At 71.3% G+C, this 16,907-nt stretch carries 16 protein-coding genes and 1 rRNA gene; 14 read left to right on the top strand and 3 right to left on the bottom strand.

What is annotated here, in order from left to right:
• From rrf to ACIBTU_RS26600, 9 genes are all read left to right on the top strand, one after another.
• Nucleotides 1-93 (top strand): 5S ribosomal RNA (gene rrf / locus ACIBTU_RS26640); the annotation flags it as partial.
• An 82-nt stretch (nucleotides 94-175) separates the two neighbouring features.
• On the top strand, nucleotides 176-829 hold the full coding sequence (locus tag ACIBTU_RS26635) for an HAD family hydrolase (protein ID WP_399128973.1): 654 nt from the start codon (nucleotides 176-178) through the stop codon (nucleotides 827-829).
• Between the two features lie 78 nt (nucleotides 830-907).
• Entirely contained in the window at nucleotides 908-2,143 is a 1,236-nt protein-coding gene (locus ACIBTU_RS26630) for an MFS transporter (protein ID WP_399128972.1), read from the top strand.
• Complete coding sequence (locus tag ACIBTU_RS26625) at nucleotides 2,094-3,269, top strand: acetoin utilization protein AcuC (protein ID WP_399128971.1); 1,176 nt, start codon at nucleotides 2,094-2,096, stop codon at nucleotides 3,267-3,269. The genes ACIBTU_RS26630 and ACIBTU_RS26625 overlap by 50 nt, the downstream gene beginning before the upstream one ends.
• Nucleotides 3,270-3,377: 108 nt before the next feature.
• Complete coding sequence (locus ACIBTU_RS26620; protein WP_399128969.1) at nucleotides 3,378-4,193, top strand: phosphatase; 816 nt, start codon at nucleotides 3,378-3,380, stop codon at nucleotides 4,191-4,193.
• Between the two features lie 130 nt (nucleotides 4,194-4,323).
• Entirely contained in the window at nucleotides 4,324-4,536 is a 213-nt protein-coding gene (locus ACIBTU_RS26615; protein ID WP_188338324.1) for a helix-turn-helix domain-containing protein, read from the top strand.
• A gap of 182 nt (nucleotides 4,537-4,718) precedes the next feature.
• A complete protein-coding gene (locus tag ACIBTU_RS26610; protein ID WP_003948845.1) occupies nucleotides 4,719-4,817 on the top strand; it encodes a 30S ribosomal protein bS22 in 99 nt (32 codons plus the stop codon).
• A gap of 212 nt (nucleotides 4,818-5,029) precedes the next feature.
• The gene (locus tag ACIBTU_RS26605) at nucleotides 5,030-6,097 is read left to right on the top strand and encodes an NAD-dependent epimerase/dehydratase family protein (RefSeq protein WP_399128968.1); all 1,068 of its coding nucleotides are present in this window, start codon (nucleotides 5,030-5,032) and stop codon (nucleotides 6,095-6,097) included.
• A gap of 14 nt (nucleotides 6,098-6,111) precedes the next feature.
• On the top strand, nucleotides 6,112-7,146 hold the full coding sequence (locus tag ACIBTU_RS26600) for a lysophospholipid acyltransferase family protein (RefSeq protein ID WP_399128967.1): 1,035 nt from the start codon (nucleotides 6,112-6,114) through the stop codon (nucleotides 7,144-7,146).
• Between the two features lie 291 nt (nucleotides 7,147-7,437).
• Here ACIBTU_RS26600 and ACIBTU_RS26595 read toward each other — a convergent pair whose 3' ends face one another.
• From ACIBTU_RS26595 to ACIBTU_RS26585, 3 genes are all read right to left on the bottom strand, one after another.
• Nucleotides 7,438-8,658 carry a DUF5667 domain-containing protein gene (locus ACIBTU_RS26595; RefSeq protein WP_399128966.1) on the bottom strand — a complete coding sequence of 407 codons (1,221 nt, stop codon included), beginning with the start codon at nucleotides 8,656-8,658 and terminating at the stop codon, nucleotides 7,438-7,440.
• 280 nt (nucleotides 8,659-8,938) lie between these two features.
• Nucleotides 8,939-9,742 carry an ECF subfamily RNA polymerase sigma factor, BldN family gene (locus tag ACIBTU_RS26590; RefSeq protein ID WP_188338328.1) on the bottom strand — a complete coding sequence of 268 codons (804 nt, stop codon included), beginning with the start codon at nucleotides 9,740-9,742 and terminating at the stop codon, nucleotides 8,939-8,941.
• A 308-nt stretch (nucleotides 9,743-10,050) separates the two neighbouring features.
• Complete coding sequence (locus tag ACIBTU_RS26585) at nucleotides 10,051-10,986, bottom strand: HAD family hydrolase (protein ID WP_399128965.1); 936 nt, start codon at nucleotides 10,984-10,986, stop codon at nucleotides 10,051-10,053.
• 116 nt (nucleotides 10,987-11,102) lie between these two features.
• Between ACIBTU_RS26585 and ACIBTU_RS26580 the strand changes: the two genes are divergently transcribed.
• The 5 genes from ACIBTU_RS26580 to ACIBTU_RS26560 all read left to right on the top strand — a co-directional run bounded on the left by ACIBTU_RS26580 (nucleotide 11,103) and on the right by ACIBTU_RS26560 (nucleotide 16,845).
• A complete protein-coding gene (locus ACIBTU_RS26580) occupies nucleotides 11,103-11,381 on the top strand; it encodes a glutaredoxin family protein (RefSeq protein ID WP_188338330.1) in 279 nt (92 codons plus the stop codon).
• A 343-nt stretch (nucleotides 11,382-11,724) separates the two neighbouring features.
• Entirely contained in the window at nucleotides 11,725-12,543 is an 819-nt protein-coding gene (locus tag ACIBTU_RS26575) for a redox-sensing transcriptional repressor Rex (protein WP_399128964.1), read from the top strand.
• A complete protein-coding gene (locus ACIBTU_RS26570; RefSeq protein WP_399128963.1) occupies nucleotides 12,540-14,210 on the top strand; it encodes a glutamyl-tRNA reductase in 1,671 nt (556 codons plus the stop codon). Before ACIBTU_RS26575 ends, ACIBTU_RS26570 begins: the two co-directional genes overlap by 4 nt.
• Entirely contained in the window at nucleotides 14,207-15,169 is a 963-nt protein-coding gene (gene hemC / locus ACIBTU_RS26565) for a hydroxymethylbilane synthase (RefSeq protein ID WP_399128961.1), read from the top strand. The genes ACIBTU_RS26570 and hemC overlap by 4 nt, the downstream gene beginning before the upstream one ends.
• Nucleotides 15,166-16,845, top strand: a complete 1,680-nt coding sequence (locus tag ACIBTU_RS26560) for a uroporphyrinogen-III synthase (protein ID WP_399128960.1) — start codon at nucleotides 15,166-15,168, stop codon at nucleotides 16,843-16,845. The genes hemC and ACIBTU_RS26560 overlap by 4 nt, the downstream gene beginning before the upstream one ends.
• Nucleotides 16,846-16,907: the final 62 nt, after the last annotated feature.

The raw sequence follows: 16,907 nt of genomic DNA, 5'->3' as shown, positions 1-16,907 counted from the left end.
ACGCCCGGTTACATTCCGAACCCGGAAGCTAAGCCTCACAGCGCCGATGGTACTGCAGGGGGGACCCTGTGGGAGAGTAGGACGCCGCCGAACAATTTTTGGATAAAAGGGAAACCCCGGACCGGGATACGGTCCGGGGTTTTCTGCGTTTACGCGTAATTTATCGGGGAGATTTATGCGCTACGACCTGGTCATCTTCGACAACGACGGTGTTCTCGTCGACAGTGAGGTCCTCTCCAACACCTTGCTGGCCGGCTATCTCACCGAGCTGGGGCACCCGACCACGCTCGAGGAGTCGATCCGGGACTACATGGGCTCCGCGATGCACCGTGTCCACGACCTCGTGTTCGAGCGGAGCGGTCGGCGGCTGCCGGAGGAATTCGACCAGGTCTTCCACGCCCGGGTCTTCGCCGCGTTCGAGCGCGAGCTCCAGGCCGTCGACGGGGTCGTCGAGGTGCTGGAGAAGCTGAGCGCCGATGGTGTGGCGTACTGCGTCGGCTCGTCCGGTAGCCATGAGCGGATCCGGGTCGGGCACCGGAAGACCGGGCTGGACCGCTGGTTCGAGGCAGGGCGCGTCTTCAGCGCGCAGGACGTCGGGCGGGGCAAGCCGGCGCCGGATCTCTTCCTGTACGCCGCCGAGCGGATGGGCGTGGCGCCCGAACGGTGCGTGGTCGTCGAGGACAGCCCGCTCGGGGTACGGGCTGCGCGGGCCGCCGGGATGGACGTCTACGGGTTCACGGCGATGACTCCGGCCGAGCGGCTGGAGGGCGCGATCGGGCTCTTCTCCGACATGCGGGAACTGCCCGTACTGCTGGCTGAGAAAAGTTGAACATCGCTCAGGTAACGGTCGTCTCATGCTTTGCCGAACCGTCTACCCACCAGTAAGAAGCGGCTTTACTGTGCCGCCATGACGGACGGCATAGGTGGGGTCACGAGTGTGCTGCGCTGGGGGCGGAAGTCCCTCGCGTTGAGCTTTTTCGCGCAGGGTGCCGCGTTCGCGGTGCTGGTCACGAGGATCCCGGCGCTGCAGGACCAGTACGGCATCTCGGACGGGCTGCTGCCCGTGTTCCTGGCCGCCGTGCCGATCCTCGCCGGGGTGGGCAGCGTCGGGACCGAGCAGCTCGTGAAGCGGGTGCGGCCGAGCCAGGTGCTGCGGTGGTCGCAGCCCGTTCTGCTGCTGGCCCTGCTCGGTGTCGGGGCCGGTGACGCCATGTGGCAGGTCGCCGTGGCCCTGGGCGTGTTCGGGCTGTCCGTCGGTGCGCTCGACGCCTCGATGAACATGCTCGGGGTGAGTCTCCAGCGGGCGTACGGGCGCAGCATCATGCTCGGGTTCCATGCCGCGTACAGCCTGGGCGGGATCGTCGGGGCCTCGCTCGCCTGGGTGGGGGCGCACTGGGATCTGTCGCTGTTCCTGTCGTACCTGCCCGTGGTCGTCGTCGCGCTGCCGCTGTGCCTGCTGGGCAGTCGTTGGTACGTGGACGCGGCCGCCGGGGCGCAGACGCCGGCCGTCGGCGGGAAGGACAGCGGCATCGTCTTCAAGATGCTGCTGCCGCTGTGCCTGGTGATGTCGTTCGCGTACATCGGGGACTCGACGGTCTCCAACTGGAGCGCCAAGTATCTGCAGGACGTGCTGGGCAGCTCGGAGCAGCTGTCGACCGTCCCGTACAACGTCTACATGGTGATGACGCTGGTCGGGCGGGCCGTGGGGGATGTCGGGGTGCGGCGGTTCGGGCCGGTGATGGTGGTGCGGTTCGGGGCGGTCGTCGCGGCCGGTGGGTTCGGTGTGGTGGCGGTGGCTCCGGGGGCCTGGGTGGGCATGCTCGGGTTCACGCTGCTCGGGCTCGGGCTGTGTGTGATCGTGCCGCAGACGTTCGCGGCGGCGGGCCGGCTGTTCCCGAACGCGTCGGACGCGGCGATCGCGCGGCTGAACATCTTCAACTACGTGGGCTTCCTGGTGGGTTCGCCGCTGGTCGGGGCGCTGGGTGACGCGTGGAGCTATCGGGGCGCCATGCTCGTACCGATGGTGCTGGTGCTCGTGACGCTCGTGTACGCCCCTTCGTTCGGGCGGGGGACGGACCGATACGGTGGCGAGCATGAGCGGCCGCGCGCAGTTGATGTGGGACCCGGCGGTAGCGGGGTATGACTTCGGCACCGGGCATCCGATGGACCCGGTGCGGCTCGAGCTGACCCGGGGGCTGGTGAGTGCGTTCGGGCTCGACCGGGAGGTCGAGGTCGTCGCCGCCAAGCGGGCGGGGGACTCGACGCTGCGGCTCGTGCACCGCGAGGACTATGTGGAGGCGGTCAAGGCCGCTTCCGCGGATCCGGACGCCGCAGACCAGGCGTACGGGCTGGGGACCGTGGACGATCCGGCGTTCGCCGGGATGCACGAGGTGTCCGCGCTGATCGCGGGGCAGTCGGTGGGTGCGGCGGAGGCCGTGTGGCGGGGGGACGCGCTGCACGCGGTGAACTTCGCCGGCGGGCTGCATCACGCGATGCCGGGGGCCGCGTCCGGGTTCTGCGTCTACAACGACGCGGCGCTGGCGATCGCCCGGCTCCTGGAGCTGGGGGCGGAGCGGGTCGCGTACGTGGATGTGGACGTGCACCACGGGGACGGGGTGCAGGCCGCGTTCTGGGAGGATCCGCGGGTTCTGACGATCTCGCTGCACGAGCATCCGCGCACCCTGTTCCCGCAGACCGGCTGGCCGGAGGAGACGGGGGCGGACGGGGCCGCGGAGGGTTCGGCGGTGAACGTGGCGCTGCCCGCCGGGACCGGGGACGCCGGCTGGGTGCGGGCCTTCCATGCCGTGGTGCCGGAGCTGCTCGCCCAGTTCCGGCCGCAGGTGCTGGTGACGCAGCACGGGGCGGACACGCACTTCGAGGATCCGCTGGCGCATCTGGCGGTGTCGCTGGACGCGCAGCGGGCCGTGCAGGTGGCCTGTCACGAGCTGGCGCACGAGCACGCGGACGGGCGGTGGGTCGCGCTGGGCGGCGGCGGATACGCGGTGGTGGACGTGGTGCCGCGGTCGTGGACGCATCTGGTGGGGATCGCGGCGGGGCGGGAGATCGCGCCGGAGACGGTGATCCCGGACGGGTGGCGGCAGGACGCGTACGCGCGGACCCGGCAACTGGCGCCGCAGCGGATGACGGACGGGCGGTGGCCGGTCTCGTACCGGGAGTGGGAGGCCGGGTACGACCCGGCGGACCGGCTCGACCAGGCGATCCTGGCGACGCGGAAGGCGGCCTTCCCGCTGCGGGGTCTGCTGCCGTAGTGCGCGCCCCGGCGTGCGCCGGGCCGATTACTCCGACTGTTACTCCGACTGTGCGGTGTTCGGGCGTTCCCGGGGCGGCCGGGGGCCCGATGGACCAGCATTTCTGGGGTGTTGAGCACCGGCGCCCTGCGTGCGCATCTGTTGGCGGCGCGGCTCGCCGGGCCCGTGGCGACCTCGCGCGAGGTGAGTCTGCGCAGCTATCGGCTGTTCGCGGCGCGGGATCCGCGCGTGCTGCTCGGGCTGGATCCCGAGTGGGCGTGGGGGCCGCAGGAGCTGCTGGCGCTGATGGCGGACCGGTGCGGGGTGTCGGCGGACCCGGGGCAGGTGTCGGGGTGCGACGTCATCGACCCGGAGCGGACACTGCTGGCGCTCGACGCGTTCGCGGACCGGCTGGGGCGGGCGGCCGAGGCGCGCGTTCCGGTGTTGTTCGGTACGGGGCATCCGCACCGTTTGCTCGGTTTCTACGCCGCGCTTGCGGACGCCCTGTCGGCGGCCGGATGTCCTGTTCTCACCCCGGCGCAGGGGCGCAGTGTCGACATAACGACCCGGTTCGGTCTACGCACGTACAACCTGGACTACGTACGGGGCGTCGCGCTGGTGCGCGAACCCGGCGCGCGGCCGCCGGGTGGTGAGACCGGCGCGCACACGCATTCGCCGCTCCCGGTTCGGACGGTGCTCGGGGCGCTCGCCGAGGCCGGGGCGCCGCTGCCCGGGCTGGTGGTCGGGGATCACGGATGGGTCTGCGGCGCAGGTCAGTTGGGGTTCGACGCGATCGGGCTCGCGGACACGGACGATCCGGCGCTGTTCGTGGGGGAGGCGGAGGGGCAGGTCTCCGTCGTCGTTCCGCTTGATGACGGCGTGCGGTCCGTCTACTACCGCCCACTCACGCGCTATGTACTCAATCGAGCGTGTCTGTCACAGTAGGCCGCCTGATCGCTGCTCCTCTTCCCCACTCGCATCACCCGCCCCTACATTGGGGAGTGAGCACGCAACGACGTTGAGTCACCGGAAGGGGAAGCCGGTGGCCGTCGAGTGCGGAAGGTTCAGGTGTGTCATGGCTGCTGGTGAGAGTAGGCCTCTGAACGAGGTGCAGTTTTTGACCGTGGCGGAAGTGGCCGCGGTCATGCGAGTGTCCAAGATGACCGTGTACCGGCTGGTGCACAGTGGTCATCTGCCCGCGATCCGCGTGGGGCGGAGCTTCCGCGTCCCGGAGCAAGCGGTTCACGAGTACCTCCGCGAGTCCTATGTGGGGGTGGAAACGGCCTGACGGGTGCGCTCCGGGAGGGCCGCGGGCGATCCCCCGGTGGACCCGGAGACCCCTCGATTTCAAGCTCGGCGCTCGGGCGGGGTAGGCTAGCCCCTCGTAGGTCGTGTGGGCCCCAATTAGCCCCGCACCGAGTGATTGTCCCTGCAGTGCAGGGGTTGTCCGAGAAGTGAGCGAGGGTAATCGTGGGCTCTGTTATCAAGAAGCGGCGCAAGCGGATGGCGAAGAAGAAGCACCGCAAGCTGCTGAAGCGCACCCGCGTGCAGCGTCGTAACAAGAAGTAAGCGACTGCTGCGACAAGCGCGCTCTGTGGCCCTTTCACCGATCGGTGGAAGGGCCACAGCGCGTTTCGGGGGGGCTTCCGTCGTCCGCCGGACTGTGGATGTGGTCACTTCCTGCATCGCCAGGTCATCACAGCGCAACATCGAAGCGCTAACGTGACCTGCGGGCCATGGCCGTGGGGCGCGGCGGGCCGGACGGAAGGTAGGCGCTGATCTTGGGCAAGGTCGTGCTCGTGACCGGGGTGGCCCGGCAGCTGGGTGGCCGCTTCGTACGGCGGATCCAGCGGGACCCCGAGGTGGACCGGGTGATCGGGGTGGACGCCGTGCCGCCCGCGCATCATCTGGGCGGGGCCGACTTCCTGCAGGCCGACATCCGCCAGCCCGCGATCGCCCGGGTGCTCGCCGAGCACTCCGTGGACACGGTCGTGCATCTGGACGTGACGGGGACGGCGCTGGTCGCCGGCGGCCGCGGCGCGGTCAAGGAGACCAACGTCATCGGGACGATGCAGCTCCTCGGCGCCTGCCAGAAGGCGCCCAGCGTGCGGCGGCTCGTGGTGAAGTCCAGTACGAACGTGTACGGGTCCGCGCCGCGCGACCCGGCCGTGTTCACCGAGACGACGCCGCCCAAGTCGCTGCCCAGCGGCGGCTTCGCGAAGGACGCGGTGGAGGTCGAGGGGTATGTGCGCGGGTTCGCCCGGCGCCGGCCCGACGTCGCCGTGTGCGTGCTGCGCTTCGCCAACATCCTGGGGCCGACGGCCGATTCGCCGCTCGCCGAGTATCTGTCGCTGCCCGTCATGCCCACCGTGTTCGGCTACGACCCGCGGCTGCAGTTCGTGCACGAGGACGACGTGATCGAGGTGCTGCGGATCGCCTCGCACGAGCCGGCCCGCGGCACGCTCAACAGCGGGACGTTCAATGTCGCCGGGGACGGGGTGCTGCTCCTCTCCCAGTGCTCGCGGCGACTGGGGCGGCCGACCGTGCCGGTGCTGCTGCCGGCGGTGAACTGGGTGGGCGGTGCGCTGCGCACGCTCGGGGTCACGGACTTCTCGCCGGAGCAGATCCGGCTCCTGACACACGGTCGGGTCGTGTCCACGGCGCAGATGCGCGAGACACTGGGCTACAGGCCGAAGTACACGACCGCGGAGACGTTCGAGGACTTCGTCCGCAGCCGGGGTCCCGGGCTGCTGCCGCCGCGGGCCCTGGCCGGGGCCGTGGACAGGATCGCGGCGCTGCCCCTGCTCGGCGGCACGCCAGGTCACCCCCCGACGCAGAGCGCCAACTGAGGAGCGCAGGAACGATGGCGGACGCCAAGGTCATTCCGTTCGACGACGACCGGTCGCGAGGGTCGGCAGCGCGCCGCAGGGGGCCGGGCGGCGGCCGGCGCCGGGGCGAGCCCGCGGCGGTGGCCGAGGTGCAGCCGCTGCCGGTGCCCGAGCCGGCGCGGCCCGAGCCGGAGCCGGACGACGGGCCCGAGCCCGCGCGCACGCCCCGCAGCGGTCTGGAGCGGCGGATCGCGGGCGGCCTGTCCTTCCTGCGCCGCCGGATCACCGGGGACTACGAGGTCGACGAGTTCGGCTACGACCAGGAGCTCACCGACCAGGTCCTGATGTCGCTGCTGCGCCCGGTCGCGGAGAAGTACTTCCGCGTCGAGGTGAAGGGCGTGGAGAACATCCCGAAGGAGGGCGGCGCGCTGATCGTCGCGAACCATTCGGGGACGCTGCCGCTGGACGGCCTGATGATGCAGGTCGCCGTGCACGACCACCATCCGGCCCACCGTCATCTGCGGCTGCTCGCGGCGGACCTGGTGTTCATGCTGCCGGTGGTCAACGAGCTGGCCCGCAAGGCCGGGCACACGCTGGCCTGCGCCGAGGACGCGCAGCGGCTCCTGGAGTCCGGCGAGCTGGTCGGCGTCATGCCCGAGGGCTTCAAGGGGATCGGCAAGCCGTTCAGCGAGCGGTACAAGCTGCAGCGCTTCGGCCGGGGCGGCTTCGTCTCGACGGCCCTGCGCGCGGGCACCCCGATCGTGCCGTGCTCGATCGTCGGGGCGGAGGAGATCTACCCGATGATCGGCAACGCGAAGACACTCGCGCGGGTCCTTGGTTTCCCCTACTTCCCGATCACGCCGACGTTCCCGTGGCTCGGTCCGCTGGGGGCGGTGCCGCTGCCGACGAAGTGGACGATCCAGTTCGGCGAGCCGATCCCGACGGACGGCTATCCGCCGGAGGCGGCCGAGGACCCGATGCTGATGTTCAACCTGACCGACCAGGTCCGCGAACAGATCCAGCACACGCTCTACAAGCTGCTGGTGCAGCGGCGGTCGGTGTTTTTCTGAGCGGTGCGGGTGGCCGGTGGCAGGAGGTTGGCCTGAGGCCGGGTCGGCGGACGGAGTCCGACGCAGGCGACCGAAGCCCGCGGAGCGGTGCGAGGGCGGCAATGTAGAGGGGACGCTGGCCCGGGTCCTTGGTTTCCCCTACTTCCCCATCACGCCGACGTTCCCGTGGCTCGGTCCGCTGGGGGCACACCCTCTACAAGTTGCTGGTGCAGCGGCGGTCGGTGTTTTTCTGAGTGCGGGCATGAGGAAGGGCCCGGGGCACTACCCCGGGCCCTTTCTCTCTCACGGGTGCTAGTTCGCGTCCTCGCCCTCGATGCCCAGGCCGGGCAGGATGCCGGGCAGGAGCGGGGGGAGGGTGACGTCCGGCTGGGCCGGGGTCGTGCTGCCGGAGCCGGAGTGGCCGTCGGTCGGGGACGTGGACGGCTTGTCCTGCGGCGGGTCGAGAAGACCGCCCGCGGCGCCGCCGAGCAGACCGTCGTCCTCCTTGCCCGTGCCCGAACTGGACGGCTTCGGCCGCGTCGACGAACCGGCGCTGTGCTCCGGGCTCGACGAACCGGACGGCGTCGACCGCTCCGTGCCCGAGGCGCCCGGCGCCGTGGCACCGTCCCGCGCCGGGTCCGAGGAGCCGCCCCGGTCCGGGGTCCGCGGCAGCAGCGACCGCAGCGGACCGACCTCTTCGTCTATGGCGGCGAAGACCGAGCTCACCTCGTCCCGCACGTCGCCCAGCTGGACCGGGAGCTTGTCGCTCAGGGCGGTCCAGGTCTTGCGGTGCGACTCGGTGAACGCGGACAGGGCCTGGATCGGGCCGAGCGACCCGTCCCGCTTGTACGCGTCGCTGAGCAGCCGGTGGCCCTCGGAGGCGTCGTAGCGCATGCCGGACAGGGCGCGGCGGACCTCGCCGACCGACTCGTGGTCGAGCTGTCCGGTGCGGCCGCCGCGGTCCATCAGGCGGCGCGCCTCGCTGAGCCGGACCGACGCCTGGTCCAGGTAGATCTGCCCGCGGTCGGAGTCGCTGTCGGCCATGCCGAGCTTGACGTCCTCCATGCCGCGCTTCAGCCCGTAGAGCGAGTCACCGGGCAGCGCGTCGGAGCTGGCCGCGGCCACCCCGCTGAACGCGCCCGCCGCCACGCCGACCGTGAGGCCGCCCGCGGCGATGCCCTTCGACAGGCGGGAGCGGGGACGGAGCTTGCCGAGCGGGGTCGCCCGGTGGGCGCCCTTGTTCCTGCGCTGCTCGGGTACGGCCGGATTCGCGCCCTCCTTGAACATGGCCTCCATGGCTGCCACGAGCTGGGCCCGCTGCACCACCTTGACCTCGGGGTCGAGCTCCGGCCTGGGCAGGTCGCCCAGACCTTCGGCCAGGGACAGCAGCCTGTCCTGTCCGGTCTCGGCCTGGTCGCTGTGCTGAGCCGCCGGCTCCTCCGGCTGCCGCGCCGCCGGGTCCTGGTCGGACTGCTCCTCCAGGGCCTGGGCGAAGGCGTTCGCCCGCCGGTGTGCCGATACGTTCGCGATCACTGGCGGCACCTCCTCTCGTCATGACGGTCGACTCCCATGTCGACTCCCCAGGGGGTCCTGAGGGTTGCACGGCCGCGCCGACGTGCACCCGATCGAGTGAGTGCGGCCGGTCCGGACGTGACCACAGGGAGCCTGCATCCCGCACAACGAGCGGCGCGGCACTTGGGTTACGCGCGAAAGATGATCCGACCGCGATCCCATCCGGCTTTCACGGAAGGTGAGTTGAGGGTCGCCTTCCGTGACGGCCGGTGGGGTGGTCCGGAGTGATCCGGCGGGTGAATCAGCGCGCGTCGTCGGGGAGGAGGCGGGCCAGCGTGCGGACGGCCCGGTACTGGAGGGTCTTGATCGCGCCCTCGTTCTTGCCCATCACGCGCGCCGTCTCGGCGACGGACAGGCCCTGCAGGAAGCGCAGCGTGACGCACTCCTGCTGCTGCGGGTTGAGCCGGCGCACGGCGTCGAGCAGGGCCGCGTTGGAGAGTGACTCCAGGACGGAGTCCTCGGGGCTGCGCTCCACCTCGTTGGCGTCGAGCATCTCGCCGGTGGTGACCTCGAGGCGGAAGCGGCTGGACTTGAAGTGGTCGGCGACCAGGTTCCGCGCGATCGTCACGAGCCAGGCGCCGAAGTCACGGCCCTGCCAGGTGAAGGTGCCGATGCGGCGCAGGGCGCGCAGGAAGGTCTCGCTGGTCAGGTCCTCGGCCGTCGCCTTTCCGCCGACGCGGTAGTAGATGTAGCGGTAGACGGTGTCGCTGTACTGGTCGTACAGCCGGCCGAAGGCATCGGCCTCACCGGCCTGTGCGCGCTCGACCAGATCCATCATGCGGGCGCTGTCGCTGTCCGCGGCGGGCCGGCGGGCGGTGGACGTACCCGAGGCGCCGGCGGCTCCGGAGCGCGCTCGTCTGCCGGCCGTGGCCGCTCCGGTGTTGGCCAGGGCGAAGCACGGACCGGTGGGACCGGTCGCTGCGGGGGCGGCGACGGCAAGGGCGGGGACGGCGTACGCGGTGGGGACGAAGCCGCGCAAGCGGTCCACGACCGTTGCGCGCAGCGTAGCCAGGCCCGAGGCGTCAACCCCGACGTGTGGGTACACGGGACTCCCAGAGGCAGAGCTTCCATCACGTGCAGTGCCGGTCTGTTCACCCGTCGTGCTGACGTGTGGGTACCGGATTGCGTCTGAGGAGAATAACGCTTCGTGCAGGGAGCGCTACACCCAGTTGCTCAAATCACCGGTTCCGTCACTTCTGAAGCTGTTCGGAGGTGGTTCAAGTACCGGAGAGTGATCGGTTGTTGATCGAATGAGGTCAGATTCCGGCTGTGCCGGTGACGCGTTGTGCTCGAGTGGTATCAACGGGACTGCCGCGCCGCCGGGGCGGGTAAGCCCACCCGAATCGGCGGGAGTCAGCGGCGGCGGCGGTGCAGGGCGATCGCCGCGGCGGTGCCGCCCGCGAGGGCGCCGACGCCGGCCGCGGCCGGGATGCCGACCTTGGCCGCCTTGCGGCCCGTGCGGTAGTCGCGCAGCCGCCACTCCCGCTCCCGGGCGTACTTGCGCAGTTTGGCGTCGGGGTTGATCGCGTACGGGTGCCCGACGAGCGAGAGCATCGGGATGTCGTTGTGCGAGTCGCTGTACGCGGCGCAGCGGCCGAGGTCCAGGGCCTCGGCGGAGGCGAGCGCGCGGACGGCCTCGGCCTTCGCGGGGCCGTGCAGCGGTTCGCCGACGAGCTTGCCCGTGTAGACGCCGCCGATGGACTCGGCGACGGTGCCGAGGGCGCCGGTCAGGCCGAGGCGGCGGGCGATCACCGTGGCGATCTCCACCGGGGCGGCGGTGACCAGCCAGACCTTCTGGCCCGCGTCGAGGTGGGCCTGGGCGAGGGCGCGGGTGCCGGGCCAGATCCGCTCGGCCATGTACTCGTCGTAGATCTCCTCGCCGATGGACATCAGCTCGGAGACGCGGTGGCCCTTCACGATGGACAGGGCGCTGTCGCGGGCGTCCTGCATGTGCTCGGGGTCCTCGACCCCGGCGAGCCGGAACCAGGCCTGCTGCCAGGCGAACCGGGTCAGCTCGCGGCGCTGGAAGAACTTCCGCTTGTACAGGCCGCGGCCGAAGTGGAAGATCGCGGCGCCCTGCATCACCGTGTTGTCCAGGTCGAAGAAGGCGGCGGCCTTGTCGTCGCCGACGACCGGGAACTCCGGTTCCTGCGCGGGCTGTTCCAGCGCCTGCTGTTCCTCCAGCTCCTGGGAGGACTTGCGGGCGGCCTCGGCAGAGGCCTCGCCGGCCAGCACGCTCCGCGCGGTGGCGGAGCGCCTACGGGGTGTGAGCCATCCAAGAGCGGCCATGCGGCGAGCATAGCCAGTTCGTTCGGTGGTTCCGGAGTCGAGGGGATTTCGGGAAGCTGTCGTTCTGTGAAATCCGTGCGTCCTGCGTGACGTGCGCCGGGGTGACAATGGCCGGTATGAGTCCCGTCTTTCGCAGAAGAGAGAAGAAGGACCCGAGCGAGCGGGTCGTCACGCTGATCGGGAAGCCCGGCTGTCATCTGTGTGATGACGCACAGGTGGTCATCGAGAAGGTGTGCGCCGAGGTCGGAGCATCCTGGGAGAAGAAGGACATCACCGAGGACGAGGAGTTGTACCGCAAGTACTGGGAGCAGATCCCGGTCGTGCTCGTCGACGGGGCGCAGCACGACTTCTGGCGCGTGCAGGAGGAACGGCTGCGGCGTGCGCTCACCTCGTAGCACACCGCGTACGGAGTGAGGGCGTGGCCCCCGCCCGGTCGTGCAGATCACTGACCGACCAGTCCAACTCGCCCCGAAAGTCGCTTAGGATCGGGGGCGGTTTTGGTCTCGGGGGCGTGGATCGTAAGGAAGGTGTGCGGTTTTGCCCCCGACAGGTGTGCAACGAAGCAGCTCGCGCGCCGGTTCCCGTTACGGGTGCGAAGGGTGCGTGACCCCGGTCACGTTGGCCGGGCAAATCGGACACCATCTTTGTGCACGCGTTCACAAAGACATAGCCTGCATTCGACGGGGCGGTCACGGAAGTTTCAGCCGCCCGCAGCCCCGCTCTACCCGCAGGAGCACCGTGGCAACTGGCCGAACTCACCGACCGGCGACCCGCAGCCGAGGGATTCCCGAGGCCACCGTCGCCCGGCTTCCGCTGTACCTCCGCGCCCTCACCGCTCTGTCGGAGCGTTCGGTGCCCACGGTCTCCTCCGAGGAGCTCGCGGCCGCGGCGGGGGTCAACTCCGCGAAGCTGCGCAAGGACTTCTCCTACCTCGGCTCCTACGGCACCCGCGGTGTCGGCTACGACGTCGAGTACCTCGTCTACCAGATCTCGCGCGAGCTGGGCCTGACCCAGGACTGGCCGATCGTCATGGTCGGTATCGGTAACCTCGGCGCGGCTCTGGCCAATTACGGCGGCTTCGCCTCGCGCGGGTTCCGCGTCGCGGCGCTCATCGACGCCGACCCGGCGATGACCGGCAAGTCCGTCGCGGGCATGGCCGTGCGGCACGCGGACGACCTCGAGAAGATCGTCGACGAGAACGGTGTGTCGATCGGTGTCATCGCGACCCCGGCCGGCGCCGCGCAGCAGGTCTGCGACCGGCTGGTCGCCGCCGGTGTCACCTCCATCCTGAACTTCGCGCCGACCGTGCTGTCCGTCCCGGACGGCGTCGACGTGCGCAAGGTCGATCTCTCCATCGAGCTGCAGATCCTCGCCTTCCACGAGCAGCGCAAGGCCGGGGACGCCGCGGACGAGGCCGAGGTGCCGCCCGCCGCGGGCGGTGTCGGCGTCGAGGGCCCGGCCGCCAAGGTCACCAAGGCCGCCTCCTCCGGCGCCGCCGACCGCGGCACCGACCGCAAGGGACCCGACGGGGACGTCCCCGCCGTGATGCCGGCATGAGTCTCCTCGTCGTCGGGCTGAGCCACCGCAGCGCCCCGGTCAGCGTCCTGGAGCGCGCGTCGCTGAACGCGGACGCCCAGGCCAAGCTGCTGCAGGACACCCTCGCGGCCGAGCCGGCCACCGAGGCCGGTGTGCTCGCGACCTGCAACCGCATCGAGCTGTACGCGGACGTCGACAAGTTCCACGCCGGTGTCGCCGAGCTGTCGACCCTGCTCGCGCAGCACAGCGGTGTGGGCCTGGACGAGCTCACCCCTTATCTCTACGTGCACTACGAGGACCGGGCGGTGCACCACCTGTTCTCGGTGGCGTGCGGCCTCGACTCGATGGTCGTCGGCGAGGGCCAGATCCTCGGCCAGATCAAGGACACCCTGGCCCGCGCCCAGGACCTGCACTCCGCGGGCAAGCTCCTCAACGACCTGTTCCAGCAGGCGCTGCGCGTCGGCAAGCGCGCCCACTCGGAGACCGGCATCGACCGGGCCGGGCAGTCCCTGGTCACCTTCGGCCTGGAGCAGCTCGCGCTCGGGCAGCCGGTCGAGGCCTGGGCGAAGGGCAAGCGGGCGCTGGTGATCGGCGCCGGTTCGATGTCCTCGCTCGCCGCGGCCACGCTCGCGCGGGCCGGTGTTGCCGAGGTCGTCGTCGCCAACCGCACCCTGGAGCGGGCCGAGCGGCTCGCCGAGATCCTCACCGAGGGCGGCACCGCCGCGCGGGCCGTCGCGATGGACGCGGTGGCGGACGAGCTGACACGTGCCGACGTCGCCATCTCCTGCACCGGCGCGACCGGCCTCGTCCTCACCGCGGACGCGGTGCGGGCCGCCGTCGCGGGCCGTACCCCGACCGCGGGCGCCGACGTGCCGGCCCCGGCCGTGCCCGCCGCGGGCCGGACCGCCGCCGACAACTGCCCCGTGGACACGGTGCGCGCCGGATTCGCGGGCGAGGGCGGGTTCTCCGTCGAGGGCGAAGCCGCCGTCGCCGGATTCGACGCGGCCGCCCTGGAGCAGCACGGCGCCTGGGTGGACAACGCCCCGGGCGAGCGGGTCAGCCCCGCCCCGCAGCCCTCCGAGGCCGAGGCCATCGCGGCGCTCGCCGCCGTGGGCCGGGTGCCGGAGATGCGCCGCGAGCGCACGCCCGAGCCGTCGGCCCGTCCGGTCGCGCTCGCGCTGCTCGACCTGGCGATGCCGCGCGACATCGACGCGGCCGCGCACCGGATCGACGGGGTGCGCCTCGTCGACATCGAGTCGCTCGCCGAGGCGTCCGCGGACGCTCCGATGGCCGCCGACGTGGACCAGGTGCGGGCCCTCGTGTCCGACGAGGTCACCGCGTTCGGTGCCGCGCTGCGGGCCGCGCACATCACGCCGACCGTCGTCGCGCTGCGCACGATGGCCGCGGACGTCGTGACGAACGAGATCGCGCGCCTCGACGGCCGGCTGCCCGGCCTGGACGAGAAGCAGCGTGCGGAGATCACCCAGACCGTGAAGCGCGTGGTGGACAAGCTGCTGCACGCGCCGACCGTACGGGTCAAGCAGCTGGCGGCCGAGCCCGGCGGTGCCGGGTACGCGGACGCGCTGCGGACCCTGTTCGACCTGGACCCGGAGACGGTCGCCGCCGTCTCCCGGGCCACCCCCCGAGACCGTGAAGACGCGGTAGGCAAGAATCGAGGCCCGGCATGACCGCCGAGAGAGCACTGAGGCTGGGGACGCGCCGCAGCAAGCTGGCCATGGCCCAGTCCGGGCATGTCGCCGACGCGGTGCGCCAGGTGACCGGCCGTGAGGTCGAGCTCGTGGAGATCACCACGTACGGCGACACCTCCCGGGAGCACCTGGCGCAGATCGGTGGCACCGGTGTCTTCGTGACCGCGCTGCGCGACGCGCTGACGCGGGGCGAGGTGGACTTCGCGGTGCACTCGCTCAAGGACCTGCCGACCGCGCAGCCCGAGGACCTGACGCTGGCCGCCGTGCCGGTGCGCGAGGACCCGCGGGACGTGCTGATCGCGCGCGACGGACTGAAGTTCACCGAGCTGCCCGACGGCGCTCGCGTGGGCACGGGTTCGCCGCGCCGCATGGCCCAGCTCAACGCGTACGCGAGGAGCCACGGGATGCGGATCGAGACCGTACCGATCCGCGGGAACATCGACACCCGGATCGGGTTCGTCGAGAACGGCGAGCTGGATGCCGTGGTTCTCGCGGCGGCCGGGCTCAGCCGGATCGGCCGGACGGAGGAAGTGACCGACTTCCTGTCCACCGACATCGTTCTGCCCGCCCCCGGTCAGGGGGCCCTGGCAGTCGAGTGCGCCGCCACGAACGGTGCGCTCGCCGCCGCGCTCGCCGAGCTCGACGACCCGTTCACCCGGTTCGCCGTGACCGCCGAGCGTTCCCTGCTCGCCGCCCTGGAGGCCGGCTGCAGCGCACCCGTGGGTGCCCTCGCCGACCTTCTGGCCGACGGGCAGATCGTCAAGGAAATGCGCCTGCGCGGCGTCGTCGGCACCACCGACGGCTCCGAGCTGGTGCAGCTGTCCACCACCGGTCCCGTACCCACGTCGCAGGACGAGGCGCTGGCGCTCGGGCGGGAACTTTCCGCCGAGATGCTGGCCAAGGGCGCGGCCGGTCTGATGGGGGAGCGAGCACTTTGAGCCCCACCACCGCTCAATCGACCGCCTGTACACCGGGGCACGTCACCTTCCTGGGTGCCGGACCCGGTGACCCGGGACTGCTGACCCTCAGGGCCGTGGAGGCCCTGACCCGAGCGGATGTGCTGATCGCCGAGCCCGAAGTGCTCGACGTCGTCCGCGCGCATGCCGGGGCGGGCGTCACCGTGCTCGACGCCGAGGGCGCACCCGGGCAGCCCGGCACCGCTGACGCGTCGTCAACTGTCGTCGCGGTCCCGGCTCCGAGGGACTGGGCCAATCTTGTCATGGAGGCCGCGCGGGGCGGCAAGCGGGTCGTCCGTGCGGTGTCCGGTGACCCCGGGCTCGACACGTACGCGGCCGAGGAGATGCTCGCCTGCGCCTCCGCCGGTATCGGCTTCGAGGTCGTGCCGGGTGTCGCGGCGGCCGTCGGCGTGCCCGCGTACGCCGGTGTCCCGCTGCGGGACGCGCAGGGTGCCGACGTGCGTTTCGTGGACGCCCGTACGGCCACCGAGCGGTGCTGGACCGAGGTCGGCGCGTCCGACGGCACGGTCGTCGTGTCGACGACGCTCGACGCGGTCGCGGCGGCCGCCGGTGAGCTGGTGGCGGCGGGCCGCAAGCCCGACACCCCGCTGTCGGTGACGGTGGCCGGTACGACGACGCGTCAGAAGACGTGGACGGCGACGCTCGGCACCATCGCGCAGACGTTCAAGCAGGCCAAGGTGCTGCCCTCGCCCGAGGGGAACCGGCCGGTGATAGCCGTGGTCGGTGAGCGCAGTGCCGCCGCCCAGCGTGACCAGCTGTCCTGGTTCGAGTCGAAGCCGCTGTTCGGCTGGCGGGTGCTCGTGCCGAGGACGAAGGAGCAGGCCGCTTCGCTCTCCGACCAGCTCAGCTCGTACGGGGCGGTGCCGCACGAGGTGCCGACGATCGCCGTCGAGCCGCCGCGCACGCCGCAGCAGATGGAGCGCGCGGTCAAGGGTCTGGTGACCGGCCGCTACGAGTGGATCGCCTTCACGTCGGTCAACGCGGTCAAGGCCGTGCGCGAGAAGTTCGAGGAGTACGGGCTCGACGCGCGGGCCTTCGCCGGGATCAAGGTCGCGGCGGTCGGCGAGCAGACGGCGAACGCGCTGATCGCGTTCGGTGTGAAGCCGGATCTGGTGCCGAGCGGTGAGCAGTCGGCCGCCGGTCTGCTGGAGGACTGGCCGCCCTACGACCCGGTCTTCGACCCGATCGACCGTGTCTTCCTGCCGCGCGCCGACATCGCCACGGAGACGCTGGTCGCCGGGCTGATCGAGCTGGGCTGGGAGGTCGACGACGTCACGGCGTACCGCACCGTGCGCGCGTCGCCGCCGCCGGCGGAGACCCGTGAGGCGATCAAGGGCGGTGGCTTCGACGCCGTGCTGTTCACGTCGTCCTCGACGGTCCGCAACCTGGTCGGTATCGCGGGCAAGCCGCACAACGTGACGGTGATCGCCTGTATCGGTCCGGCCACGGCGAAGACCGCCGAGGAGCACGGTCTGCGGGTCGACGTCATGGCTCCGGAGCCGTCCGTGCACAAGCTGGCCGAGGCCCTGGCGGACTTCGGGGCGCGTCGTCGGGACGCGGCCGTGGAGGCCGGGGATCCGGTGACGCGGCCGAGCGAGCGGCGGCCCGGTGCTCGTCGTCGGCGGGCCGCGCCGTAGCGCGGAACGCTGTGTTGTAGTGGGGGCCCTTCAGCGCCGTGGTCCGGCGCTGGGGGGCCGCC

Origin of the sequence: Streptomyces sp. NPDC050145 (genome assembly GCF_044460245.1) — a bacterium.
In the GTDB taxonomy this organism is placed as follows: domain Bacteria; phylum Actinomycetota; class Actinomycetes; order Streptomycetales; family Streptomycetaceae; genus Streptomyces.
The sequence above is the reverse complement of the archived record's forward strand: the minus strand, read 5'-3'. Positions and strand labels throughout refer to the sequence as shown.

Coding starts and splice junctions, on each gene's coding strand:
- ACIBTU_RS26615 (WP_188338324.1), top strand. CDS start 4,324: ATGGCTGCTGGTGAGAGTAGGCCTCTGAACGAGGTGCAGTTTTTGACC.
- ACIBTU_RS26570 (WP_399128963.1), top strand. CDS start 12,540: ATGAGTCTCCTCGTCGTCGGGCTGAGCCACCGCAGCGCCCCGGTCAGC.
- ACIBTU_RS26625 (WP_399128971.1), top strand. CDS start 2,094: ATGAGCGGCCGCGCGCAGTTGATGTGGGACCCGGCGGTAGCGGGGTAT.
- ACIBTU_RS26630 (WP_399128972.1), top strand. CDS start 908: ATGACGGACGGCATAGGTGGGGTCACGAGTGTGCTGCGCTGGGGGCGG.
- ACIBTU_RS26600 (WP_399128967.1), top strand. CDS start 6,112: ATGGCGGACGCCAAGGTCATTCCGTTCGACGACGACCGGTCGCGAGGG.
- ACIBTU_RS26585 (WP_399128965.1), bottom strand. CDS start 10,986: ATGGCCGCTCTTGGATGGCTCACACCCCGTAGGCGCTCCGCCACCGCG.
- ACIBTU_RS26580 (WP_188338330.1), top strand. CDS start 11,103: ATGAGTCCCGTCTTTCGCAGAAGAGAGAAGAAGGACCCGAGCGAGCGG.
- ACIBTU_RS26635 (WP_399128973.1), top strand. CDS start 176: ATGCGCTACGACCTGGTCATCTTCGACAACGACGGTGTTCTCGTCGAC.
- hemC (WP_399128961.1), top strand. CDS start 14,207: ATGACCGCCGAGAGAGCACTGAGGCTGGGGACGCGCCGCAGCAAGCTG.